Origin of the sequence: Salmonella sp. 32010601201800023SM (assembly GCF_017572235.1) — a bacterium.
GTDB lineage: Bacteria > Pseudomonadota > Gammaproteobacteria > Enterobacterales > Enterobacteriaceae > Salmonella > Salmonella enterica.
In genome coordinates, this window is record NZ_JAGEQS010000001.1 from 1,330,247 (window position 1) to 1,354,889 (window position 24,643).

Annotated in this window: 27 protein-coding genes; 11 read left to right on the forward strand and 16 right to left on the reverse strand. The window is 52.8% G+C overall.

The window, feature by feature from the left end; genetic code table 11:
• Nucleotides 1–102: 102 nt before the first annotated feature.
• The 4 genes from poxB (at nucleotide 103) to J4617_RS06735 (ending at nucleotide 5,414) form a co-directional block, all read left to right on the forward strand.
• Nucleotides 103–1,821, forward strand: coding sequence for a ubiquinone-dependent pyruvate dehydrogenase (gene poxB / locus J4617_RS06720; RefSeq protein WP_000815309.1), 1,719 nt, complete (start codon nucleotides 103–105; stop codon nucleotides 1,819–1,821).
• Between the two features lie 38 nt (nucleotides 1,822–1,859).
• The gene (ltaE, locus tag J4617_RS06725) at nucleotides 1,860–2,861 is read left to right on the forward strand and encodes a low-specificity L-threonine aldolase (protein ID WP_000566346.1); all 1,002 of its coding nucleotides are present in this window, start codon (nucleotides 1,860–1,862) and stop codon (nucleotides 2,859–2,861) included.
• 10 nt (nucleotides 2,862–2,871) lie between these two features.
• Nucleotides 2,872–4,305, forward strand: a complete 1,434-nt coding sequence (locus tag J4617_RS06730; protein ID WP_017465746.1) for an SDR family oxidoreductase — start codon at nucleotides 2,872–2,874, stop codon at nucleotides 4,303–4,305.
• 95 nt (nucleotides 4,306–4,400) lie between these two features.
• Nucleotides 4,401–5,414 carry an NAD(P)-dependent oxidoreductase gene (locus J4617_RS06735; RefSeq protein WP_000866905.1) on the forward strand — a complete coding sequence of 338 codons (1,014 nt, stop codon included), beginning with the start codon at nucleotides 4,401–4,403 and terminating at the stop codon, nucleotides 5,412–5,414.
• On the opposite strand, the gene J4617_RS06740 is transcribed toward J4617_RS06735, so the two are convergent.
• The gene (locus tag J4617_RS06740) at nucleotides 5,411–6,241 is read right to left on the reverse strand and encodes an N-acetylmuramoyl-L-alanine amidase (protein ID WP_000645850.1); all 831 of its coding nucleotides are present in this window, start codon (nucleotides 6,239–6,241) and stop codon (nucleotides 5,411–5,413) included. The two genes, J4617_RS06735 and J4617_RS06740, sit on opposite strands and share 4 nt — an antisense overlap.
• On the reverse strand, nucleotides 6,238–6,561 hold the full coding sequence (locus J4617_RS06745) for a heavy metal-binding domain-containing protein (protein WP_001160725.1): 324 nt from the start codon (nucleotides 6,559–6,561) through the stop codon (nucleotides 6,238–6,240). The genes J4617_RS06740 and J4617_RS06745 overlap by 4 nt, the downstream gene beginning before the upstream one ends.
• Nucleotides 6,562–6,688: 127 nt before the next feature.
• On the opposite strand from J4617_RS06745, the gene J4617_RS06750 reads away from it, so the two are divergent.
• The 6 genes from J4617_RS06750 (at nucleotide 6,689) to artJ (ending at nucleotide 11,270) form a co-directional block, all read left to right on the forward strand.
• Nucleotides 6,689–7,204, forward strand: coding sequence for a lipoprotein (locus J4617_RS06750; protein WP_001270724.1), 516 nt, complete (start codon nucleotides 6,689–6,691; stop codon nucleotides 7,202–7,204).
• Nucleotides 7,205–7,433: 229 nt separating this feature from the next.
• Complete coding sequence (gene artP / locus J4617_RS06755) at nucleotides 7,434–8,162, forward strand: arginine ABC transporter ATP-binding protein ArtP (protein ID WP_000027186.1); 729 nt, start codon at nucleotides 7,434–7,436, stop codon at nucleotides 8,160–8,162.
• A 17-nt stretch (nucleotides 8,163–8,179) separates the two neighbouring features.
• Nucleotides 8,180–8,911 (forward strand): arginine ABC transporter substrate-binding protein ArtI, encoded by a 732-nt coding sequence (gene artI / locus J4617_RS06760; RefSeq protein ID WP_000756587.1) that lies wholly within the window; start codon nucleotides 8,180–8,182, stop codon nucleotides 8,909–8,911.
• Between the two features lie 6 nt (nucleotides 8,912–8,917).
• Nucleotides 8,918–9,634 carry an arginine ABC transporter permease ArtQ gene (gene artQ, locus J4617_RS06765; protein WP_001001677.1) on the forward strand — a complete coding sequence of 239 codons (717 nt, stop codon included), beginning with the start codon at nucleotides 8,918–8,920 and terminating at the stop codon, nucleotides 9,632–9,634.
• Nucleotides 9,634–10,302, forward strand: a complete 669-nt coding sequence (gene artM, locus J4617_RS06770; protein ID WP_000895396.1) for an arginine ABC transporter permease ArtM — start codon at nucleotides 9,634–9,636, stop codon at nucleotides 10,300–10,302. Before artQ ends, artM begins: the two co-directional genes overlap by 1 nt.
• Before the next feature lie 236 nt (nucleotides 10,303–10,538).
• Nucleotides 10,539–11,270 (forward strand): arginine ABC transporter substrate-binding protein ArtJ, encoded by a 732-nt coding sequence (gene artJ / locus J4617_RS06775; RefSeq protein WP_001748301.1) that lies wholly within the window; start codon nucleotides 10,539–10,541, stop codon nucleotides 11,268–11,270.
• A gap of 218 nt (nucleotides 11,271–11,488) precedes the next feature.
• Here the strand turns inward: artJ and J4617_RS06780 are convergent, their stop codons facing one another.
• The 13 genes from J4617_RS06780 to J4617_RS06840 all read right to left on the reverse strand — a co-directional run bounded on the left by J4617_RS06780 (nucleotide 11,489) and on the right by J4617_RS06840 (nucleotide 23,698).
• Nucleotides 11,489–12,976 (reverse strand): sulfatase, encoded by a 1,488-nt coding sequence (locus J4617_RS06780; RefSeq protein WP_000644018.1) that lies wholly within the window; start codon nucleotides 12,974–12,976, stop codon nucleotides 11,489–11,491.
• A gap of 9 nt (nucleotides 12,977–12,985) precedes the next feature.
• On the reverse strand, nucleotides 12,986–13,306 hold the full coding sequence (locus J4617_RS06785) for a PTS sugar transporter subunit IIB (RefSeq protein ID WP_000655399.1): 321 nt from the start codon (nucleotides 13,304–13,306) through the stop codon (nucleotides 12,986–12,988).
• A 29-nt stretch (nucleotides 13,307–13,335) separates the two neighbouring features.
• Entirely contained in the window at nucleotides 13,336–14,679 is a 1,344-nt protein-coding gene (locus J4617_RS06790; protein WP_000399323.1) for a PTS sugar transporter subunit IIC, read from the reverse strand.
• 282 nt (nucleotides 14,680–14,961) lie between these two features.
• Nucleotides 14,962–16,092 (reverse strand): 23S rRNA (uracil(747)-C(5))-methyltransferase RlmC, encoded by a 1,131-nt coding sequence (gene rlmC / locus J4617_RS06795; protein WP_017465748.1) that lies wholly within the window; start codon nucleotides 16,090–16,092, stop codon nucleotides 14,962–14,964.
• Between the two features lie 42 nt (nucleotides 16,093–16,134).
• Nucleotides 16,135–16,608 (reverse strand): YbjO family protein, encoded by a 474-nt coding sequence (locus J4617_RS06800; protein WP_000505788.1) that lies wholly within the window; start codon nucleotides 16,606–16,608, stop codon nucleotides 16,135–16,137.
• A 73-nt stretch (nucleotides 16,609–16,681) separates the two neighbouring features.
• Complete coding sequence (gene potI / locus J4617_RS06805) at nucleotides 16,682–17,527, reverse strand: putrescine ABC transporter permease PotI (RefSeq protein WP_001061629.1); 846 nt, start codon at nucleotides 17,525–17,527, stop codon at nucleotides 16,682–16,684.
• Nucleotides 17,524–18,477 carry a putrescine ABC transporter permease PotH gene (potH, locus tag J4617_RS06810; RefSeq protein WP_017465749.1) on the reverse strand — a complete coding sequence of 318 codons (954 nt, stop codon included), beginning with the start codon at nucleotides 18,475–18,477 and terminating at the stop codon, nucleotides 17,524–17,526. The genes potI and potH overlap by 4 nt, the downstream gene beginning before the upstream one ends.
• Nucleotides 18,478–18,486: 9 nt before the next feature.
• Nucleotides 18,487–19,620 (reverse strand): putrescine ABC transporter ATP-binding subunit PotG, encoded by a 1,134-nt coding sequence (gene potG, locus J4617_RS06815; protein WP_017465750.1) that lies wholly within the window; start codon nucleotides 19,618–19,620, stop codon nucleotides 18,487–18,489.
• Nucleotides 19,621–19,707: 87 nt separating this feature from the next.
• Nucleotides 19,708–20,820 carry a spermidine/putrescine ABC transporter substrate-binding protein PotF gene (potF, locus tag J4617_RS06820; protein ID WP_000125769.1) on the reverse strand — a complete coding sequence of 371 codons (1,113 nt, stop codon included), beginning with the start codon at nucleotides 20,818–20,820 and terminating at the stop codon, nucleotides 19,708–19,710.
• 348 nt (nucleotides 20,821–21,168) lie between these two features.
• On the reverse strand, nucleotides 21,169–21,645 hold the full coding sequence (locus tag J4617_RS06825; RefSeq protein ID WP_000624810.1) for a YbjN domain-containing protein: 477 nt from the start codon (nucleotides 21,643–21,645) through the stop codon (nucleotides 21,169–21,171).
• Between the two features lie 96 nt (nucleotides 21,646–21,741).
• Nucleotides 21,742–22,644: a 30S ribosomal protein S6--L-glutamate ligase gene (rimK, locus tag J4617_RS06830; RefSeq protein WP_000684361.1), complete on the reverse strand. Its 903-nt coding sequence runs from the start codon at nucleotides 22,642–22,644 to the stop codon at nucleotides 21,742–21,744.
• A gap of 57 nt (nucleotides 22,645–22,701) precedes the next feature.
• Nucleotides 22,702–23,424 (reverse strand): nitroreductase NfsA, encoded by a 723-nt coding sequence (gene nfsA / locus J4617_RS06835; RefSeq protein ID WP_000075300.1) that lies wholly within the window; start codon nucleotides 23,422–23,424, stop codon nucleotides 22,702–22,704.
• A complete protein-coding gene (locus J4617_RS06840) occupies nucleotides 23,408–23,698 on the reverse strand; it encodes a YbjC family protein (protein WP_001259135.1) in 291 nt (96 codons plus the stop codon). The genes nfsA and J4617_RS06840 overlap by 17 nt, the downstream gene beginning before the upstream one ends.
• Nucleotides 23,699–23,867: 169 nt before the next feature.
• Between J4617_RS06840 and J4617_RS06845 the strand changes: the two genes are divergently transcribed.
• Nucleotides 23,868–24,131 carry a GrxA family glutaredoxin gene (locus tag J4617_RS06845; RefSeq protein WP_000495513.1) on the forward strand — a complete coding sequence of 88 codons (264 nt, stop codon included), beginning with the start codon at nucleotides 23,868–23,870 and terminating at the stop codon, nucleotides 24,129–24,131.
• 31 nt (nucleotides 24,132–24,162) lie between these two features.
• On the opposite strand, the gene J4617_RS06850 is transcribed toward J4617_RS06845, so the two are convergent.
• Nucleotides 24,163–24,540 carry an inner membrane protein YbjM gene (locus J4617_RS06850; RefSeq protein WP_000680850.1) on the reverse strand — a complete coding sequence of 126 codons (378 nt, stop codon included), beginning with the start codon at nucleotides 24,538–24,540 and terminating at the stop codon, nucleotides 24,163–24,165.
• Nucleotides 24,541–24,643: the final 103 nt, after the last annotated feature.

Consider the following 24,643-nt stretch of genomic DNA (forward strand, 5'->3'; position numbering starts at 1 on the left):
CGCTCGCTTCATCCTTTCGCCCCTCTCTTCGCCAAAGAAAAACGTCATCGTCATCTTCAACTAAACTTGTAACCGTTATCACATTTAAGGAGATGGAGAACCATGAAACAAACCGTTGCTGCTTTTATCGCCAAAACGCTGGAACAGGCTGGCGTAAAACAAATCTGGGGCGTCACTGGCGACTCCCTGAACGGCCTGAGCGATAGTCTTAATCGTATGGGAACCATTGAATGGATGCCAACCCGCCACGAAGAGGTCGCCGCTTTCGCCGCCGGCGCACAAGCGCAGCTTACCGGCGAGCTGGCAGTGTGCGCCGGTTCATGTGGACCGGGCAACCTGCACCTGATCAATGGCCTGTTTGATTGCCACCGTAACCACGTCCCTGTTCTGGCGATCGCCGCCCATATTCCGTCCAGTGAAATCGGCAGCGGTTATTTCCAGGAGACCCACCCGCAGGAGTTGTTCCGTGAATGCAGCCACTATTGCGAGTTGGTTTCCAGCCCGGAGCAGATCCCGCAGGTACTCGCCATCGCCATGCGCAAAGCGGTGCTAAACCGCGGCGTCTCCGTGGTCGTACTTCCGGGTGACGTGGCGCTGAAACCTGCGCCTGAAAACGCCGTCACTCATTGGTACCATGCCCCGCACCCCGTCGTCACGCCGGCGGAGGAAGAGCTGAAAAAACTGGCGCAACTGCTGCGCTACTCCAGCAATATCGCATTGATGTGCGGTAGCGGCTGCGCGGGCGCGCATGAGGAGTTGGTCGCGTTGGCGGCAAAACTAAAAGCGCCAATCGTTCATGCCCTGCGCGGCAAAGAGCACGTTGAGTACGATAACCCTTATGATGTGGGAATGACCGGCCTGATTGGCTTTTCTTCTGGCTTCCACACCATGATGAACGCCGATACGCTGATCCTGCTCGGCACCCAGTTCCCCTACCGCGCCTTTTATCCGAGCGATGCCAAAATCATTCAGATTGACATCAACCCGGGCAGTATTGGCGCGCACAGCAAAGTCGACATGGCGCTGGTGGGCGATATTAAAGCCACGCTTCGCGCCCTGCTGCCGCTGGTGGAAGAAAAAAGCAATCGTAAATTCCTCGATAAAGCTCTGGAGCACTATCGGGACGCCCGTAAGGGACTTGATGACTTAGCCAAACTCAGCGATAAAGCCATCCATCCACAATATCTGGCGCAACAAATTAGCCATTTCGCCGCTGACGACGCTATTTTTACCTGCGATGTCGGCACGCCGACCGTCTGGGCGGCCCGCTATCTAAAAATGAACGGCAAGCGCCGCCTGCTGGGCTCGTTTAACCACGGGTCAATGGCCAACGCCATGCCACAGGCGCTCGGCGCTCAGGCCACCGCGCCGGGTCGGCAGGTTATCGCGATGTGCGGTGATGGCGGCTTCAGTATGCTGATGGGCGATTTTCTCTCGGTGGTACAGATGAAGCTGCCGATAAAAATCGTCGTCTTTAATAACAGCGTGCTGGGCTTTGTGGCGATGGAAATGAAAGCCGGCGGCTACCTTACCGACGGTACCGAACTGCACGACACCAATTTCGCGCGTATCGCCGAAGCCTGCGGCATTACCGGTATTCGCGTGGAAAAAGCCGCAGACGTGGACGGTGCGCTACAGCGCGCGTTTTCCATTGACGGCCCGGTACTGGTTGACGTGGTCGTGGCAAAAGAAGAGCTGGCGATCCCGCCGCAGATCAAACTGGAACAAGCGAAAGGCTTTAGCCTGTACATGCTACGCGCCATTATTAGCGGCCGCGGCGATGAAGTGATCGAACTGGCGAAAACGAACTGGCTAAGGTAAAACAGTGCACATCACCTTTTAAAATCCAGGGATGTGCCATGATTGATTTACGCAGTGATACCGTTACCCGACCGGGCCGCGCCATGCTCGAGGCGATGATGACCGCCCCGGTCGGGGACGACGTATACGGCGATGACCCTACTGTTAACGCCCTTCAGCGCTACGCCGCCGACCTTTCCGGTAAAGAAGCGGCGCTTTTTTTACCCACCGGCACCCAGGCCAATCTGGTCGCGCTGCTTAGCCATTGTGAACGCGGCGAAGAGTATATCGTCGGTCAGGGCGCGCATAATTATCTCTATGAAGCTGGCGGCGCGGCGGTGCTCGGCAGCATTCAGCCGCAGCCCATCGACGCCGCCGCGGACGGTACGCTGCCGCTGGAGAACGTGGCGGCGAAGATTAAAGCGGATGACATCCACTTCGCGCGTACGCGCTTGCTCAGTCTGGAAAATACGCATAACGGGAAAGTGCTGCCGCGCGCGTATCTGAAAGACGCCTGGACGTTTACCCGCGAACGTGGGCTGGCGCTGCACGTTGACGGCGCCCGAATTTTTAACGCGGTGGTTGCCTACGGCTGTGAGTTAAAAGAGATTACGCAGTATTGCGACTCTTTTACCATCTGCCTGTCAAAAGGTCTCGGGACGCCGGTCGGTTCGCTGCTGGTCGGCAACCGCGACTACATTAAACGCGCGACGCGCTGGCGTAAAATGGTCGGCGGCGGAATGCGTCAGGCCGGGATTCTGGCAGCGGCCGGACTGTATGCGCTGAAGCATAACGTGGCGCGTCTGCAAGAGGATCATGATAACGCCGCCTGGCTGGCGCAGCAGCTTCGGGAAGCGGGCGCGGAGGTCATGCGCCACGAAACGAATATGCTGTTTGTTCGCGTTGGCGAAGCACAGGCCGCCGCGCTTGGCGACTATTTGCGGGAACGGAATATCCTGATTAACGCCGCGCCGATTGTGCGTCTGGTGACGCATCTGGATGTCTCTCGCGAACAGCTTGCCGACGTCGTCGCCCACTGGCGCGCCTTTTTAGCCCGCTAAGGAGAGCAACGTGGCGCAACGCATTCTGGTTCTCGGCGCCAGCGGCTATATCGGCCAGCACCTGGTCTTTGCGCTAAGTCAGCAAGGGCATCAGGTGCGGGCGGCGGCGCGACGCGTCGAACGTCTGGAAAAACAGCGCCTCGCCAACGTCAGTTGTCATAAGGTCGATCTGCACTGGCCGGAAAATTTACCCGCGCTGCTTCGCGACATTGATACCGTTTACTATCTGGTACACGGCATGGGCGAAGGCGGCGATTTTATCGCCCATGAGCGTCAGGCGGCGCTCAACGTGCGCGACGCGCTGCGCCAGACGCCGGTTAAACAACTTATTTTCCTCAGTTCACTGCAGGCACCGGCGCATGAGCAATCCGATCACCTGCGCGCCCGCCAGCTTACGGCTGACACGCTGCGCGACGCAGGCGTACCGGTGACGGAATTACGCGCCGGGATCATCGTCGGCGCAGGCTCCGCCGCCTTCGAAGTCATGCGCGACATGGTTTACAACCTGCCAATACTCACGCCGCCGCGCTGGGTGCGTTCGCGCACCACGCCCATCGCCCTGGAAAATTTACTCTACTACCTGGTCGGCTTACTGGAGCACCCTGCGCACGAGCATCGTATTCTGGAAGCCGCCGGGCCGCAGGTATTAAGTTATCAGCAGCAGTTTGAACGTTTTATGGCCGTCAGCGGTAAACGGCGTCCGCTGATCCCGGTGCCTTTTCCGACCCGCTGGATTTCGGTCTGGTTTTTAAACGTCATTACCTCCGTGCCGCCAACTACCGCAAAAGCGTTAATCCAGGGATTAAGGCACGATTTGCTGGCCGATGACGCCGCGTTAAAAAAGTTGATCCCCCAAACGCTTATCACCTTTGATGACGCCGTTCGCCGCACGCTGAAAGAAGAAGAAAAACTGGTGAACTCCAGCGACTGGGGCTACGACGCGCTGGCCTTCGCCCGCTGGCGTCCCGAATACGGCTATTTTCCAAAGCAGGCGGGCTTTACCGCGCAGACCCCGGCCAGCCTATCGGCGCTATGGCAGGTCGTAAATCGGCTGGGTGGCAAAGAGGGCTATTTTTTCGGCAATATTTTGTGGCAGACGCGCGCCGCGATGGACCGTCTGGTGGGGCATAAACTGGCGAAAGGCCGCCCGTCGCATACCTTGCTCAAGCCTGGCGATACGGTAGATAGCTGGAAAGTGATCATTGTCGAACCAGAAAAACAGCTCACGCTCTTGTTTGGCATGAAAGCGCCGGGCCTGGGGCGGCTTAGCTTCACGCTGCACGATAAAGGCCGCTACCGCGAAATTGACGTGCGCGCCTGGTGGCATCCACACGGAATGCCGGGCCTGATTTACTGGCTACTGATGATCCCGGCGCACCTGTTTATTTTCCGGGGAATGGCAAGGCGTATTGCCCGACTTGCAGAACAAATCACAGAAAAATGAGAAAAAGTTGCTGTATTCTTTCGTGTTTCCCATTGCATACCGACGTAATTCACGGAAGAATGCGCACGACGGTTTATTAAACACAGTGGATTGATATGAAGGTACTGGTTACCGGCGCCACCAGCGGCTTAGGTCGAAACGCGGTTGAATTTTTGCGCAATAAAGGCATCAGCGTCAGAGCGACGGGTCGCAATGAAGCGATGGGCAAGCTGCTTGAAAAAATGGGCGCGGAATTCGTCCATGCGGATTTAACCGAACTGGTCTCCTCGCAGGCTAAAGTGATGCTCGCCGGGATCGACACGTTGTGGCACTGCTCCAGCTTTACCTCGCCCTGGGGAACCCAACAGGCTTTCGATCTGGCGAATGTTCGCGCCACCCGCCGTCTGGGAGAATGGGCGGTCGCCTGGGGCGTGCGCAATTTTATTCATATCTCCTCTCCCTCGCTCTATTTTGATTACCACCATCACCGTGATATCAAAGAAGATTTCCGCCCGCATCGGTTTGCCAATGAGTTCGCCCGCAGTAAAGCCGCCGGCGAAGAGGTGATTAATCTGTTGGCGCAGGCCAATCCGCAAACACGTTTTACGGTATTGCGTCCACAAAGCCTGTTTGGCCCGCACGATAAAGTATTTATCCCACGTCTGGCGCATATGATGCACCATTACGGTAGCGTCTTATTACCGCACGGGGGCAGCGCGCTGGTCGATATGACCTACTATGAAAATGCGATCCACGCCATGTGGCTGGCCAGCCAGCCGGGCTGCGATCATCTGCCTTCTGGCCGCGCTTATAACATCACTAACGGCGAAAACCGTACCTTACGCAGCATCGTACAAAAGTTAATTGATGAATTGACTATCGATTGCCGCATTCGCTCTGTGCCTTACCCGATGCTGGATATGATCGCCCGCAGTATGGAGCGCTTCGGCAAAAAATCCGCCAAAGAGCCCCCGCTAACGCATTACGGCGTGTCAAAACTGAATTTTGATTTTACGCTCGATACGACTCGCGCGCAGGAAGAGCTGGGCTACCAGCCCATCATCACGCTGGACGAAGGCATTGAGCGCACCGCCGCTTGGCTGCGCGATCACGGAAATTTACCGCGTTAATCCTGGCCGTACTTCTCCAGTAATGCTTCGGCAATCGCCTGCGTTTCGGCATCTGCGATACCGTTCCATTGCGCCGGACGGAAGTGCATCTGGAACGCCATAATCACCCGCTGCTGCTCGCGCGCCGTCATATCGGCTTTGACTTCATAGCCATAGCGCGAGAGTAACGCAAGCACCGTTGCGGTATCGACTGGCGTATACGGCGCGCGTCCAGCCAGATAAAACGCCACACGCTGGGCGTCAGGCCAGGCGCCAATCCCCTGCGCCGCCAGCTCGCGCCACGGGAAGCGCGGGCCGGGATCGTCTTTACGCTGCGGCGCGATATCCGCATGGGCCACCACATTCTGCGGTTTGATGTCATAGCGCGCGATAATGTCCTTCGCTAACGGAATCAATGCCTGAATTTGCGCGGATTCAAACGGCGCGAAAGATTTCACCCCGCCGGACATTCGCCAGCCGCGATTTTCCAGCTCAATGCCAATAGACGTATCATTGAGACGCGTGGCGCCTCGCCAGAAACTGACGCCCGCATGCCAGGCCTGATCCTGTTCCGGCACCAGTTGCCAGATGCGCGGTTTACCGCCATATAATGGCGGGGTTGCGGGAATCAGGTAATGCGAACTGACGTTGCGGCCCGTTAACGTCGCCAGCGAAACGTCAAAGTTTTCCGCCGTATAGTGAATCACCAGGACTTTAATGCGCGGATAGGCCGCCTGCGCCCGATGTCGGGTATCAAGCTGATATCCCTCTTTATCGATAATTCCTTTTTCGCTCGCGCAGCCTGTTAACAGCAACGCGAGACCCACCAGCCACAGTAGCGCTTTCATCGGCGCGTTTTCACCGCCGTTCCGCTGACGCTGACCATTAGCATACTGCCATCCTTGCCGACAGTTTCGTAATCAATATCGATGCCTACCACCGCATCGGCACCCAACGCTTTAGCCTGCTCGCCAAGTTCCTGAAAAGCGATTTCACGCGCTTTACGCAGCTCTTTCTCATACGCGCCGGAACGTCCGCCGACGATATCCCGAATGCCGGCGAAAAAATCGCGGAAAATATTGGCGCCTAAAATGGCTTCGCCCGTTACCACACCGCAATACTCCACGATGCTTTGTCCTTCCAGCGTTGGGGTTGTTGAAAACTGCATAGTGAATCTCCCGGGTTAGCTAAGCACACGATCTCAAACGCATTATCAAGCTGATACGCTATCATTGAAAGGATATAATTGATTATCGTAGATCGGTTTTTGCTCGATCGCCTATAAGGAAATCATCATGCGCTATTCTAAACTCTCTTTGCTCATCCCGTGCGCGCTTCTGCTTAGCGCCTGTACGACCGTCACTCCCGCCTACAAAGATAATGGCCCGCGTATCGGCGCGTGTGTGGAAGGCGGCCCGGACAGCGTGGCTCAACAATTTTACGACTACCGTATTCAACACCACAGCAATGATATCGCCGCGCTTCGCCCCTACTTGAGTGATAACCTGGCGAAATTGTTGACCGACGCCAGCCGCGATACGGAGCACCGCCAGTTGATGAGCGGCGATCTGTTCTCCAGCCGCGCTACGCTGCCGGATAGCGCCAACGTCGCCAGCGCATCAACCATTCCGAACCGAGATGCGCGCAACATTCCTCTGCGGGTGGCGTTAAAACAGGGCGATCAAAGCTGGCAGGATGAAGTGCTTATGATTCACGAAGGCTCATGCTGGGTGATTGACGACGTTCGCTATCTGGGCGGAGATGTCCATGCCCCTGCCGGTACGCTGCGCCAGTCAATAGAAAACCGTTAACAGACAGTATTCCCCCGCTTTTGCACCCATAACCCCGTAAATTGTCTGGCATTCTGCCCGGGATGCCGACAATTCTTCTTACCTACTATTCCTCCTGCTATTTTGTGCTATGTTTAGGGAAGAATGTGGGATATATTTAACTTTTAACGCATAAATATTGCATAACTATTCTGCGAAAGGTACTATCTGCGGCTTCAATAGCTATCAGACTGCCTGTATACGAGTGTCAATGAGTATTCAATTAAACGGCATTAATTGCTTTTACGGCGCGCATCAGGCGCTGTTCGATATCACGCTGGATTGCCCCGAAGGCGAAACGCTGGTGTTGCTTGGCCCAAGCGGGGCGGGTAAAAGTTCGCTGCTGCGTGTACTCAATCTGCTTGAGATGCCGCGCTCCGGCACTCTGACTATCGCCGGGAACCATTTTGACTTTACGAAAACGCCGTCCGATAAGGCGATTCGTGAGCTACGTCAAAATGTCGGAATGGTCTTTCAGCAATATAATCTTTGGCCGCATCTCACCGTTGTGCAGAATCTGATTGAAGCGCCCTGCCGCGTACTGGGTCTGACAAAAGATCAGGCGCTGGCGCGCGCAGAAAAGCTGCTGGAGCGTCTACGTCTGAAGCCCTATAGCGATCGTTATCCGTTGCACCTTTCCGGCGGTCAGCAGCAGCGCGTCGCGATTGCCCGCGCGCTGATGATGGAGCCGCAGGTGCTGCTGTTTGATGAACCGACCGCCGCGCTGGACCCGGAAATTACCGCTCAAATCGTCAGCATTATTCATGAGCTGGCGGAAACGAACATTACTCAGGTGATCGTTACGCATGAAGTCGAAGTGGCGCGTAAGACCGCCAGTCGTGTGATTTATATGGAAAATGGTCACATCGTCGAGCACGGTGATGCGGGTTGCTTTGCCCACCCTCAGACCGAAGCGTTCAAAAACTATCTCTCTCACTAAGATTCGGGACAATGACAATGAAAAAAGTTCTGATTGCCGCGCTAATTGCAGGCTTTAGCCTTTCCGCTACAGCAGCCCAGACCATTCGTTTTGCGACCGAAGCGTCCTATCCGCCGTTCGAATCGATGGATGCTAATAACAAGATTGTCGGCTTTGACGTCGACCTGGCCAACGCGCTATGTAAAGAGATCGACGCCTCCTGTACCTTTACCAATCAGGCGTTCGACAGCCTGATCCCCAGCCTGAAATTCCGCCGCTTCGACGCTGTAATGGCGGGAATGGATATCACGCCGGAACGTGAAAAGCAGGTGCTGTTTACCACGCCATATTACGACAACTCCGCGCTGTTTGTGGGTCAGCAGGGCAAATACACCAGCGTTGATCAACTGAAAGGTAAGAAAGTCGGCGTACAGAACGGTACGACGCACCAGAAATTCATCATGGATAAGCATCCGGAAATCACCACCGTACCGTATGACAGCTATCAGAACGCGAAGCTGGATCTACAAAATGGCCGTATCGACGCTGTTTTCGGCGACACGGCGGTCGTGACCGAATGGCTGAAAGCCAATCCTAAGCTGGTGCCGGTCGGCGATAAAGTCACCGATAAAGATTATTTCGGCACCGGCCTGGGTATCGCGGTACGCCAGGGCAACACCGAGCTGCAGCAGAAATTCAATACTGCGCTGGAAAAAGTGAAGAAAGATGGGACTTACGAGACCATCTATAACAAATGGTTCCAGAAGTAATCTTTGATGAACGAATTTTTTCCTTTAGCAAGCGCCGCCGGGATGACCGTCGGCCTTGCCGTCTGTGCGCTGATCATTGGCCTCGCGTTAGCCATGTTCTTTGCCGTCTGGGAGTCCGTAAAATGGCGCCCGATTGCCTGGATAGGCTCCGCGCTGGTCACTATTTTGCGCGGCCTGCCGGAAATTCTGGTGGTGCTGTTTATCTATTTCGGCTCCTCGCAACTCCTGCTTACGCTGTCTGACGGGTTTACCCTCCATCTCGGCTTTACGCAGATCCCAGTGCAAATGGAGATTGAGAACTTTGACGTCAGTCCGTTCCTGTGCGGCGTGATTGCGTTGTCCCTGCTGTATGCGGCCTATGCGTCGCAGACGCTACGCGGCGCGCTGAAAGCCGTTCCGTCTGGTCAGTGGGAGTCGGGTCAGGCACTGGGATTATCAAAGACGGCGATTTTTTTCCGTCTGGTGATGCCGCAGATGTGGCGTCATGCTCTGCCAGGGCTGGGTAATCAGTGGCTGGTGTTGCTAAAAGATACGGCTCTGGTCAGCCTTATCAGCGTTAACGATCTGATGTTGCAGACCAAAAGTATTGCCACACGCACCCAGGAACCGTTTAACTGGTACATTATTGCGGCGGCTATTTACCTGGTCATTACGCTGATCAGTCAGTACATTCTCAAACGCATAGACCTGCGCGCAACACGTTTTGAGCGGAGGCCGGACTAATGCTTGAGTACTTACCTGAACTGCTAAAAGGGCTACACACCAGCCTGACGCTGACCGTGGCTTCTATTGCCGTCGCTTTGGTGCTGGCGTTAGTTTTTACCATTATCCTGACACTAAAAACGCCGTTCGTGGTGTGGCTGGTGCGCGGCTATATCACGTTGTTTACCGGTACGCCGTTGTTGGTGCAAATTTTCCTGATCTACTACGGACCCGGTCAATTCCCGACACTGCAAGAGTATCCGCTACTCTGGCATCTACTGTCTGAACCGTGGCTGTGCGCACTGATCGCGTTGTCGCTAAACAGCGCCGCTTACACCACGCAGCTATTTTATGGCGCGATTCGCGCGATTCCGGAAGGTCAGTGGCAGTCCTGCGGCGCGCTGGGGATGAGTAAGAAAGATACGCTGGCGATTTTGTTGCCCTATGCGTTTAAACGCGCCCTCTCCTCCTATTCTAATGAGGTGGTACTGGTCTTCAAAAGTACCTCGCTGGCCTATACCATCACCTTGATGGAAGTCATGGGGTACAGTCAGTTGCTCTATGGTCGTACCTACGATGTGGTGGTATTTGGCGCGGCAGGCGTAATTTACCTGGTCGTCAACGGTCTATTGACGCTGATGATGCGTTTGATTGAGCGTAAAGCTCTGGCGTTTGAGCGGCGCAATTAACCAGGCAGGATAAGGCATTCTCGCCGCCGTTCGACAATGGTCAGATGGCGCTGCGCTTATCAAACCTACGATGCATAATATTGAATAAATCCGACGGACAAGTGGTTAACCTGTCCGTCTTTTTTTATCCATTTTAAAATATTTAATCATTTTTATTGCATACAAATTCAATTGATGGCATTGTAAATCTATGCCGCAGACACGGCGCATAATCATAAGATTACGGGAGTGACATCATGAAAAAGTTAGTTCTGGCTGCATTACTCGCCTCTTTCGCCACTGGCAGCATCGCCGCTGAAAAAATCAATTTCGGGGTTTCCGCCACCTATCCCCCGTTTGAATCCCTGGATGCGAGTAATAAAATTGTGGGCTTCGATATCGATCTGGCAACCGCATTATGCAAGCAAATGCAGGCAGAATGTACTTTTACCAATCATGCTTTCGATAGTCTTATCCCGGCGCTGAAATTCAGAAAATATGATGCCGTCATTTCCGGAATGGACATTACCCCGGAGCGCAGTAAGCAGGTCGCCTTTAGCAATCCCTATTATGCGAATTCCGCTCTGGTGATTGCCAAAAAAGACACCTATAAAACCTTTACCGATCTAAAAGGTAAGCGTATCGGTCTGGAAAATGGCACCACGCATCAAAAATATCTCCAGGATAAACATCCGGAGGTCAAAACCGTGGCCTACGACAGCTACCAGAATGCGATTATCGACCTGAAAAATGGCCGTATTGACGGCGTCTTTGGCGATACCGCAGTGGTCAATGAGTGGCTGAAAACGAATCCGCAACTGGGTCCGGCAACAGAGAAAGTGACCGATCCGCAATACTTCGGTACCGGACTTGGCATCGCGGTGCGCCCGGACAATAAGGCGTTGCTGGAAAAACTGAATAATGCGCTGGCCGCCATTAAAGCGGACGGCACTTATCAGAAAATCAGCGATCAGTGGTTCCCGCAGTAAGACGTATGTGATTAGCCCACCGTGTTGCGAAATGGCAGTATAAATACCTTATTCAGCCCACGGGCCGCCATCGGAAACTATCCTGGCCTGATAAGCGCAGCGCCATTGGGCATTCTACAGTTTGTCATCAGTCTCAAACGCCTGCATCAACAGGCGATTCGGACTAATACTTGCCGGGTGACGCTGACGCGTACCCGGCTTACAACATTGTTACGTTTTTAGATAACATCCAGACCCAGACGGCGATACTGCTCCGCCGGAGCGTCATTTTCTTTCATCAAACGGATAAGTAAGTTGATCATCCTTGCTTCGATGGCCTCATCATGAATAGGATGCTGCTGCTGCGGATCGTCTCTGAGATCAAACAAGAGATGACCAAAGCTATTCACACCTTTATATTTTTCCCTGGCCGGAATACGTAATACCTGAAGCCCTTTAGTGAATTTAAACGGAGGCGCCAGAGATAATTTTCCCAGTTCATCCACGTCATAACGCGCATTCATCTTGATCGGCATTAACGTGTAGTTCGCAATGTCATGCTCACGCCCCGGCTGCGCGGCCCGCATATAAACATAGCGGCCGTCGGTAACATTAACATGTCCGCTAAACACGCCAAACAGCGCGCCTTCCCTGACGGGTTCATCACTGGCAATGACTTTCGCCAGCGGTTGGCCCTGCATATCTGCGGGAATAGGTTGCTGAAAATAATCCAGTAGCGTTGGCGCCCAGTCAATCATCTGCACCAGCGACTGCCGTCGCGCTCCGCATACCGCGCTGCGCGGGTCCCAGATAAACAGCGGGTTATTCGCCACCTCGTTATAATAGGGCATTTGATTTTTAGCCCACCAACCGTGCTCCCCCAGCAAGAAGCCGTGATCGGTACCGACAATCAGCATCGTATCGCGCCAGAGATCGTGTTCATCCATCAGATCAAGGATACGTCCCAGATTGCGGTCGCACATGGAAACCAGGGCCCGATAACGACAGCGAATATGCGCTATCGCCTCCTCGCTTTCACTGACTTTGCCGCGCGGCCAGTCATAATGCGGGCCTTGCCACTCATCGTCATAGAGCGATAAATATTCCTCGGTGGTATAAAACGGCTCATGCGGATCAAACGTCTCAACCTGCAATAACCAGTTATCTTCGGCATGATTTTTATGGATAAAATCGCACCCGGCGTCAAAAACTTTCGTCTGGGGAAAATCGGCTTCCTGCTGGATGTATTCGCGGTTCGCCCAGTCATGACGCCATAGCCCGGAAACGCCGCCTCCGGTTTGTTTTTGTGGAACGCGCAGTACTTCCGGAATGGGCGGCTCGCCAACACTTGCCTTCCAGTGATCGCCCTCCTGACCGCGTACTACGTCCCAGGAGCTATAGCGGTTATGGTAGTTACCGCCGCCGTCTTCCCAGTAATGCAGATGATCGCTGATAAGATGGGTGTAGATCCCCGCTTTTTTCAATAATTCCGGCATGGAATCATCAAAGGGTTCCAGCGGCCCCCACTCACGATGCAGGAAATTATAGCGCCCGGTGTGCAGTTCCCGACGGGCTGGCATACAGGGCATACTGCCGACATAACTATTGTCAAAGGTGGCGGCATGTGCCGCCAGGCGTTGAAAGTTAGGCGCTTTCGTTAGCAAATCGCCATAGGGCGGCAAATAGTTTTTATTCAGACTGTCAAACAGCAGAATAATCGCTTTCATGACTCACCCTCATTTGTTGAGCAGGTGCGGAAAATTTTTCTCTACCACATCGTAAATCTGTTTGCCTATTGATTCGCCATCCATGATATTTTCAATGGGAATGAGATATTGTCCGTGTTTAGGATCGAGGCTAACAACATCAAGCAATTTTTTCGAAATCGCATAAATATCTGCCCAGTCGGTAAATCCACCGACCTCTCCCGCTGCCGTATGCTCCATATCAAAAGAGAAGTCATATTTTGCTAACGCTTTTTTAACAACAGTCTGTAACATTACGCTACTGCCTACACCATAACCGCATACGAATAAAATATTTACAGAATCTTTCATAATAAAATCCTTTATATAAACCGAATCAATTAAATGGAATAAGGACCAAGATGGAACGTTGAAGCAATAAATTTCAGTAATTCACAAATCGCAGGCCACAGAGTCGCCCAGTCAAATATTCCCGTCCAGCCCACGCCTTCTTTTGCCAGCCCGGTTAAAGGAATGGCCCATACCGTACCGAAAGTCTGAATAATCCCTAACAGGAAAGTACAAATAATAACGGAACGATATCCCCCCATTCGGTTGGCTAATACGCCGATGGGACCGCCGGAAAAGAAGAGCGGAACAAAACCAGGCAATACCATAATAGGGCTATGGATGAGCAGCAGGATGCCCATGGAAAAAATCGTGCCGAAAGTACAAAAGACGAATCCCAGCGTGGCCGCGTTAGGCGAAAAAGGTAATAAAGCAGCAACATCCACAGCCGGTATGGCGTTAGGAATAAAGCGATCCTGCCATCCTTTAAACGAACCGTTAATTTCACCAACCATCATCCGCACGCCCTGCAGCAAGATGACCATATACATAGAGAATTGCAGGCCCAGATTGATGATATAGATATACCAGGGTTTGCCTTTCGCCATTAACTGTACGTTATCGATCCCTGTCGCCAATAGAAAACCGCCAACGAAGAGCGTCATCACAATGGCGATTGCCGTCACGTTGTGGTTAAAAATGGCTAACCAACCGGGAAGTTTCAGGTTTTCGGCGTCATGCTTTTCCGGATCGCCGAATTTATGCGCGAATTTCGAGAAAAACCACAGTCCCAGCATCTGGTTATGCGCAATGGTAAAACCGGCGTTATTGGTCACTTTGGCGATGGGTTTAACAATAAGCGTAGTTGAAAACGCCCAAAAGACCCCGGTCAATACCCCGGCAATTACAATGGATTGTACCCAACCGAACCCCAGCCAGAAGACGATTAACCACAGTACTGCCTGTGAATGAGAGACCCCGGTATTACCGGTAAGAAATATACCTTTTGCGCCGGTATAACGGCCAAATAAAACTAATAACAGGTTAGTAAAAAACGCCAATACAAAAACGTATCCTACATAGCCGAAATTATCGCCCAGCGCTATTTGCGTCGCGGCTTTCATGGCGTATGAATCCATTAAGTATCCATGCACGCCATAAGCCTTGCTGACTGCCTCTGCAACCGGTTTAAAAGTGGCTGAAAATTGAAAGCCGCCAAATAACACCATCATCAAACCGACCATCGCGCTGATCATACCGGTGATAATTTTTATAGGCGTCTTTTTATCCAGCGCATAGCCAACACCGACTAATATCCCAATTAATATTGCCGGTTCAGTTAAAAACGTTTGAATAACATCTATAAATTTGGCAAACATCGTCTGAACGCCCTCCATAAGCGTGCCTATTCGTTGTCATGATTGACCCCTTTACTGACGTTACGTATTGCTTCGCTGATGCTATTGAAAGTTACCCGATAAACCACCTTGTCTGATTTTGCCTTACACGCACTGTAATAATCAAAAGTAGTCATTAAAAGATTTAAAGTGATTATTTGTGATTTGATTTGCAAAAATAGGATAATATATAAATACAACCAATTGAATTAAATAATCAATTGGTTGTATTTATTATTTTTATGAAATAATTAATGGATAAAAATAAATACTGTGAATATATTATATTGACCTGCGCAGTAACGCTAAAACCTCATAATGCGCGGTATGCGGGAACATATCGAAAAGCTGAACACGTTGAATACGGTAGTTCGGCAGATGACGAATATCCTGCGCCATCGTCTGCGCGTTACAGCTCGAATAAATGATAAAACGCGGCGCCATTTGTGCAAGGTAATCGCACAACGGCTTGCCAATGCCGCGGCGGGGAGGATTCACCAATACCAGGTCGGGCGTTTCGCCTTGTGCGGTGGCGAATTGGGTGGAATCCAGCGCCTGGAAATGAAGGCGGGTCAATCCCAGCTCGGCAGCGGATTGCTTCGCGCAGGCAATCGCCTCCGGCGCGATCTCAATACCGGTTAATTGCATCTGCGACGTCGCGCAGTGCAGGCCGAATCCGCCCACTCCGCAAAAAAGATCCCACATATGGCGTACCGGCAGTTGCCCTACCCAATCGCGCGCCGTTGCATATAATCGGCTGGCGACCGTAGGGTTGGTCTGAAAGAAACTTTGCGGGCGAATCCACAGCGGCACATCGTTAAAACGTTCCACCAGCGCCTGCTGATCCGTCAGGTAGATTTCCGTCTCCCCTTCCATAATCGCCATATGTACCGGCTGGATATTTGCGGTGATCACTCTGAGCTGCGGCAGTTGCGCGCGCAGCCACGGTAACTCCGCGCGCAGTTGCGTAAGTTTGGTTTCTGAACGCAACACGAAGCGTAGCATCATACCGCCATCGAACTGGCTTTCCGTCAGCAACAGGTATTTCAGTTCGCCGCGTTTTCGCGCCACGTTATAAGGCGTGAGTCCGGCACGGGCAATAAAAGGTTTTAGCGCGCTGAATACGGGGGCAAAGGAGGCGGGATACAGCGGGCAGCCGCAAAGATCGACCGGCGTACCGTCGCGATGCAGCATCCCGAAGAGCGGTTTTTCTACACTACCGCTCACGACCATTTTCGCTTTGTTGCGGAAATGCTGTTCCGGGCCGCCAATCGGCGCGCACCACTGTTCAACAGGCAGCCCGGCGAGCAAACGATGTAAATCGGCTGTTTTTGCGGAAAGTTGTTCGTTAACCGACTGCGTAATCCATTGACAGGAACGGCAGCGACCCGCGTCATAGAGTGCGCACTGCATACCAAAAAACCTTCATATTATCCGGGGCGACGATTATACACATTATTGCAGCCGGAAGAACCGACGGCTGGGAGCGGGAATAAACAGCAGAAACAGAATTAAAAGATCGGGGAGTTTTTGCATGACCAGGGAATGCAGGATATCACGCTTCGATTCTCCCGCGATGCTAAACAACTCCGGATACCCGTAGCCTAACGACGCCGCCCACAGATACCCACTTACAATAATTTGTGTCGCCAGGTACACCCAGCGCGCCCAGCTACGGCCTTTCACCAGCGAAAACGCACAATAAATTTCAACAAAGACCAGCACTAAGCTGGCCAGAAAGACCAGGGTTAAGCTCCACGTCTGCACGCTGCGATGAATAAACTCGCCCATCCCGCGTATGCCGAGGGTATTCATAATCATCAGCACATCGAGACCGCGAATCAAAATAATCGCCATAGCCGCAACCTGCACCAGCGTAGGCACATTTAAACGGGCATGTGATGAGGTTGATTGCTTTATAAATCCCAATGAATGTCTTCCCTGAAAATGATGCCGCGACCCGCGCGGCAACGCATTGCCATAGAGGAAGATTTTAGTGGCTTCAGCCGCGTCTTGCACGCTGGATATCGCGAATCCGCTGTTTTTCCGCTCGCGCCATCAGGTACCAGGCAATAAATCCGACGATTCCTACCACGCCGAGGATTAACGTCGCCAGCGCGTTGATTTCCGGGTTCACGCCCATGCGCACGCTGGAGAAAACCAGCATCGGTAGCGTGGTGGCGCCGGGACCGGAAACGAAGCTGGCAATCACCAGATCGTCAAGGGAAAGCGTAAAGGCCAACAGCCAGCCCGAGATCACCGCTGGCATGATCATCGGTAACGTAATGACAAAAAAGACCTTCAACGGCGCCGCGCCAAGATCCATCGCCGCCTCTTCAATCGAACGATCCAGTTCGCGTAATCGCGAAGCGATCACCACTGCCACGTAGGCGGTACAGAAAGTGACATGCGCCAACCAGATGGTCAGCATCCCGCGATCGGAGGGCCAGCCGATAGCATGACCGAGCGCGACAAACAGCAGCAGCAGCGACAGCCCGGTAATCACATCCGGCATCACCAGCGGCGCGGTGATCATAAACGCAAAGCCGTTTGCGCCGCGAAATCGTCCAAATCGCACCATCACCACCGCAGCAATAGTACCGAGCACCACCGCCATCGTCGCCGCACAGGCGGCAATTGTCAGGCTTAGTCCCACTGCGCTCATCATGGCGGTATCCCGAAAGAGCTCGCCATACCAGCGCGTCGACCATCCCGCCCACACCGTCACCAGCTTCGAACTGTTAAACGAGTAAATCACCAACATTAACATCGGCGCATAGAGAAAAGTAAACCCCAGCACCAGAATCAGAATGCGCCAGGGCGAGCGAACGACCGGTAAGTTATTCATCCGTGCTCCCCCACACTTTTTTGCTGATGTTTATGGAACCACATGATCGGGGCTATCAGCAGCAGCAACATAATAATGGCGACCGCAGAAGCCACCGGCCAGTCGCGGTTATTGAAAAACTCCTGCCACAGGACGCGACCAATCATGATACTGTCCGGCCCGCCAAGCAGTTCCGGGATCACGAACTCGCCCACCGCCGGGATAAAAACCAGCATCGAGCCGGCGATGATTCCGCCTTTGGTGAGCGGGACAATGATGCTAAAAAACGTTTTCAGCGGTCGGGCGCCGAGATCCAGCGACGCTTCCACCAGCGAATAATCAATGCGCGTCAATGCGGTATAAATGGGCAGTACCATAAACGGCAGATAAGCATAAACAATGCCGATATAGACGGCCAGGTTAGTGTGCAGGATCGTCAGCGGCTGATCGATAACCCCTAGCCACAGCAACACATTGTTCAGCACACCGTTGTTTTTCAAAATGCCCATCCAGGCATAGACGCGTATTAAAAAAGACGTCCACGAGGGCAGAATCACCAACAGCAGCAGGATATTGCGCGTGGAGGGCTTGCTGTGCGCCACCGCCCACGCCAGCGGGTAGCCCAACAGCAGGCAGCAGATTGTGGAAATACCGGCAATTTGTAACGATTGCAGATAGGCTTCGAAATAGAGCGGATCGTCGGTCAGTTGCAAAAAATTGCCGAGGTTGAGCGTAATCGACAACTGACCGTCAGCCCATTCCAGCAGATCGGTATACGGCGGGATCGCCCGCGCCATTTCCGCCAGGCTTATCTTAAAGACGATAAGAAACGGCAGTAAAAACAGCAGAATGAGCCAAATATAGGGCAAAGCAATAACCAGCTTACGCCCATGTTTCATTTGCATTCGCGCCAACCATAGCGCCGCGCCGCCAGGTTTACTGATGCGTGCCGGAGGTTCAAGTGTGCTCATGTTTCCCCCTTATACCGTCAGGACCACGCAGCTATCCGCTTCCCAGCACAAACGCACTTCATCGCCCCAGGTCGGTAACCCTTTCCGGTAACGGTGCGCATTCTGCAGTTGAGCGCTGATCATCTGCCCGCTTTTTAGCCGCACATGATAAATAGACAGATCGCCGAGATACGCAATATGCGCCACTTCGCCGACGGCGAAATTATAGCCATCGGCAGGCGGCGACTCACACAGAATGATTTTTTCCGGACGTAGCGCCACATATACCGGCACATTATCAACGACAGAGGCATCTGCATCGACTTTTAACGGATGAACCAAACCGGGCGCGTCAATGACCAGACCGTCCTCTTCACGCGCTTTCAGTAAGCCCTCAAAAACATTTACCGATCCGATAAATTCGGCGCTATAGCGGGTTGTCGGATGCTCGTAAATCTCCTCCGGTTCGCCAATTTGCACAAATTTTCCACGGTTCATGATGGCAATGCGCCCCGCCATCGTCATCGCTTCTTCCTGATCGTGCGTCACCATGACGCAGGTCACGCCGACGCGCTCAAGGATATCCACCACTTCAAGCTGCATCCGGTCGCGTAATTTTTTATCCAGCGCGCCCATCGGTTCATCCAACAAGAGCAGCTTAGGACGTTTCGCCAGGCTGCGCGCCAGGGCCACGCGCTGGCGCTGACCGCCGGAAAGCTGATGCGGCTTACGTTTTGCAAACTCCTGCATGTGCACCAGACCCAGCATCTCATTGACGCGGCTGGTAATCTCCGCCTTCGGCAGTTTGTCCTGCTTCAGACCAAAAGCGATGTTCTGCTCTACCGTCATGTGCGGAAACAACGCATAGGACTGAAACATCATATTAATCGGACGCTGATACGGCGGAACATGCGCCAGATCGACGCCGTCGAGCATAATTTGCCCGCTGCTCGGCGGTTCAAAACCTGCCAGCATCCGTAGCAGAGTCGATTTTCCACAACCTGACGCGCCCAGCAGGGCAAAAATCTCGCCTTTATAGATAGTCAGACTGACATCATCGACAGCATGTTGCCCGTCGAATGACTTCGTCAGGTTGCGAATTTCCAGAAGCGGCGTCAGCGCTTTACGGGTTTTCACCTGCGGGCGGTGGGGGACATCATTCACAAGGCGCTCTCCGGCATAACACAATCAAACGATACAAACGGTGGAATGCCCGATAGCGCACGCTTATCAGGCCATACCGTTAATAAATTACTTACCGCTTTTCACCTTCGTCCATGCGCGGGTGCGGACGCGATCAATCTTCGGCTCCTGCACTTTCAGGGTAAACAACTTGGCCCGCACATCCGCCGGCGGATAAATTCCCGGGTTATCGCGCACCTGCTGGCTGACCAGCGCCGTCGCCTCTTTATTCGCATTGGCGTAGAAAACGTGATCGGAAATATGGGCAATCACATCAGGGCGCAGCAGATAATTAAGGAACTGGTAGGCCTCGTCTTTATTTTTGGCGTCAGCCGGCATGGCAAACACATCAAAAAACGCCATTGCCCCCTCTTTGGGGATCGAGAAAGAGATATTGACGCCATTTTTCGCCTCTTTCGCTCGGTTAGCGGCCTGCCAGACATCGCCCGCCCAGCCGATGGCCACACAGGTATCGCCATTAGCCAGATCGTTAATGTATTGCGAGGAATGGAAATAGCGAATGTTTGGCCGTAGCTTCAACAACAGATCGGTTGCCGGGCCGGTGTAGTCATCCGCTTTGCTGCTATTCGGATCTTTACCCAGATAGTTCAGCACAGTGGCAAAAATTTCTTCAGGCGCATCAAGGAAAGAGACGCCGCAGCTTTTTAGCTTCTCCAGATTTTCCGGCTTGAGGACTAAATCCCAGCTATTCACTGGCGCATCATCCCCCAGCACCGCTTTCACTTTATCAACGTTATAGCCAATGCCCGTCGTGGCCCACATGTAGGGCATGGCGTATTTGTTGTCAGGATCGTGCTTCGCTACCAGTTTCAGCAGTTCAGGATCGAGGTTTTTCCAGCCGGGAAGTTTGCTTTTATCCAGCGGCTGAAAAACGCCCGCGGTGAGCTGGCGCTCAAGAAAACTGGCCGATGGCACCACCAGATCGAACCCGGTGCTGCCTGCCATTAACTTGCCTTCCAGCACTTCGTTAGAGTCAAAGACATCATAGATAACGTTAATCCCGGTCTCTTTTTCAAAGTTCGCCACCGTGTCCGGCGCGATATAATCTGACCAGTTATAAATGTGCAGCGTTTTTTGTTCGGCAGCGAGCGTGCCGACAGAGACGACCATCAGAGCACCCGCAACCAGACCCGATAGCCATTTTTTCTTTAAGGCGGTCATCATCGCTTTCCTTCTGAAATCCGTTAACAAATGAACCCATTAGGCGTGGTTTAAAACATGCCTGAAATGTGCATACCTTTTCATTTGATACAAATGAAGAAGAGAGGTCGCCCTCCCTGCCATCAAGCTCGCTATAGAAGCTTCGCAAGAATAACTTTAGCTAAGGTTTGAGGCTATAGCCCAGATTAAAAAACGCCTTTTATCAATTTTTTATGCAGGTTTTGTCTATGTGATAAAGCGAAATGGTCAGAAAGGAGGTGAATAATTCTTTAAATAAAGGTTAATAGCAGCATAAAAAAGTGTAAACAGCAGCCGCGCTGGCAGCGACTGCCTGATTATCGGAAGGGATTAGTGAAGAAAATGGTCAACCGCGCTGGTTTTTTGCGCGTCTTCTTCCGCGTTAAACAGAAGCTGATGCGCCCCGGCCTCAAGGATCACCATAGAAATCTGCTCTTCACTTTGGCGAACAAACCATTCGAACTGTTCGTAGGTGACGCCTTGCATAACGGATAAAGACTGGCACACAACCAGTTTTGGTAGATTATCATCCTGCATATCGAGAAAGGCTTTTACCGTCAACGAACTGGCGTTGATAGCAGAGAGATCGGCCGCCAGCGGCAGCAACGCGGAAGGCCTGACCTCCGCCATCGCGGAAAAAAGAATGGTGTTGTCCACCAAATCGATTTTAGCATCGTAGACGCCGTCAAAATTCTGCATATGCGGCAAATGCAGCGCCTGGCAGGTATCACATTCGAAGAAATTCATGCCCAGGTCGTCGAGCCATTGACGCAACGTATCCAGAGTGGGAACGACCAGTGATATCATAATAATGTGCTACCTCTTACGATGACGATGAAAAAATTACCGGCACAGCTTACGCAAAAAGCGTGCTTCGTACTACGGCGGAATCCACGATTGCGATTAGCCGCCGATTTTAAGGCAAAATTCAGGCGTAGCGTGACGTTCTATCCACTGAATCATTCGCCCCGCGATATCTACGCCCGTAGTCTTTTCGATACCTTCCAGTCCCGGCGAGGCATTCACCTCCATCACCAGCGGCCCGCGCGCGGCGCGTAAAATATCGACACCCGCCACATCCAGCCCCAGCGTTTGTGCGGCTTTGATGGCGATATCCCGTTCACGGGGCGTGATCGTCGCGATGCTGGCCACCCCGCCACGATGAAGATTGGAGCGAAAATCACCGGCTTTCGCGCACCGCTCAATCGCCGCCACAACCTCATTGCCGACGACCAGACAACGAATATCGCATCCTTTAGCTTCGGCAATGTATTCCTGAACCAGGATATGGGCATTGAGCCCCCGAAACGCATCAATAACGCTTTCAGCAGCCTGACGCGTCTCCGCCAATACCACGCCGATCCCTTGCGTGCCTTCTACCAGCTTCACGACCAGCGGCGCCCCGCCAACCATCTTAATAAGATCGCTGGTATCATCCGGCGAATGGGCGATCCCGGTAATGGGAAGATCGATCCCCTGGCGCGCCAGAAGTTGTAGCGATCGCAGCTTATCGCGCGCGCGGGTAATAGCGACGGATTCATTCAGCGGATAGCTACCCAGTAGCTCAAACTGACGTAGCGCAGCGGTACCATAAAAGGTAATGGCCGAACCAATACGGGGAATAACGGCGTCAAAATGGGGCAGACGACGCCCCTTGTAATGGATCGACGACGCAGCCGGATTAATATTCATATAGCAGGAAAGAGGATCGAGTATCTCGACCAGATGGCCGCGCCGCATCGCCGCTTCGCGCAGACGTTTGCAAGAATAGAGCGTTCCATCCCTGGACAATATGGCAATTTTCACCCTGCACCTCGCTGAAAACCCTGACAAGCCCGCGTATCATACACTGGCCCGCAGGTTTTAGCGCGTCGCCCAGCCCTGTTTATGCAAATATTCAAGGATAAATGGGCGATTTTCTTTAATCAGGGTGCGACGGATATGATCGCTCCAGGTATCGCGTCGCGTATTACTGCCGCGGGTCAGATAATACTCAGCCAACTGCTCGTCATAGCGCGCCAGCAGCTTTTCATCAAGCGGTTGATACTGGTTCTCATGAACCACAAGCTCGGCAGGCAGGCGCGGTTTCAGATCCGGATTATCCGCAGGCCATCCCAAACACAGGCCAAAGAGCGGCAATACATGCTTCGGCAATTTTAATAGTTCGGTAACAGACTCAATATTGTTACGGATGCCGCCGATATACACGCCGCCTAATCCCAGTGATTCCGCCGCCGTCAGCGCATTTTGCCCCATCATCGCCGTATCGACGACACCGAGCAGCAGTTGTTCGGCAAGCCCCAACTGCGCGTCAGGACAGATCTGCAAATGACGATTAAAATCGGCGCAAAATACCCAGAACTCAGCGGCCTGCGCCACATGCTTTTGCCCGCCCGTCAGGGGCACTAACGCCTCGCGCAGCGCCCTATCGGTAATACGGATAATAGAGCTGCACTGTAAAAAACTGGAACTGGACGTGCTGCGCGCGGCGGCAATAATGGCCTCTCGCTGCGCGTCAGTCACGGGTTCATCGGTGAAATGGCGAATAGAACGATGGCCACAAAGAAGTTCAATGGTCGGACTCATTATGCTTTTCTCTATCTGAACGGGAAGAAATGTCGGGTGGACGTTTCATCAACTGCGGCGCCAGTAACTGCGCAATACGCCACATCATCGCCACCGCGGCGGGGAGGATCAACACGACGCCGAGGAAAACCATCAATACGCCAGCCAGCGGCGTATTGAACGGCGCGGGCAGCGTAAGGTAATGATTAAGCGATAGCAGAGCAAACGCCAGCAAAATCATACCGAGGTATTCCAGTATCAGTACGCTTTTGGGTAACACGCCAATCGTGCGCATATCAAGCCTCCCGGTTAACTGACGCACAGTGTAGAACGTTCTGGTCCGGCGTGCTTAACAGATATAGCCCTGGGTTATCAAAGGAACAGGCGTAACCTGCTTTTCATCTGCCGTAAATCGCGGCATGATAACACCTGTTCGCCGTCTGGCTTTATGTTCGAGGAGAGATATGTTTACTGTTATTTTTGGCCGCCCAGGGTGCCCTTATTGCGTGCGTGCAAAAGAGTTGGCGGAAAAACTGAGCAAAGAACGCGACGATTTTAACTACCGCTATATTGATATCCATGCTGAAGGCATTACTAAAGCGGATTTGGAAAAAACCGTAGGTAAACCTGTAGAAACCGTACCGCAGATTTTTGTCGATCAAAAACATATCGGCGGCTGTACGGATTTTGAAGCATGGGCAAAAGAAAATCTGAATCTTTTCGCCTGATTGCTCTGGCAACGCCCTCTACCGGAGGGCGCTATCGGCGTTTTTTTCGCCGGTGGCTAAACAGGCTGCTAATAAACAAATAGCAGAGCGCGCCTAACGCACACCAGAATACGGCGCTAAATAACCACGCCAGTTCTTGCCAAAACGATCGGGTAGGCATAAATACCACGCGCATTAACACCAGGCAAAACGGCGCCGCCAGCATCGCCCCGATCAGCGGTCGGATCACCTCGCGCCGGTGAGAACAAAAGCTGGCCACCGCACCAGGCAACGTAAAAAATAACAGTCCAATCTCAGGATGCCCTGCCGCGCGAAAAGCGCCTTGTACATGCATAGTTAATGAAAGACACACCACAATAAAGAGTACAAAGCAGCAGACAACGCTTGCCCACCCGTGTTTATGTTTCAATCGTTCCTCCTGACACTCTCTATCGAACACGCTTTCCGCCGTGAGGCATCCAGTCAGATAAAGTCATGTGGCATTCCATGCCAAAAACACACCTGCACGATTC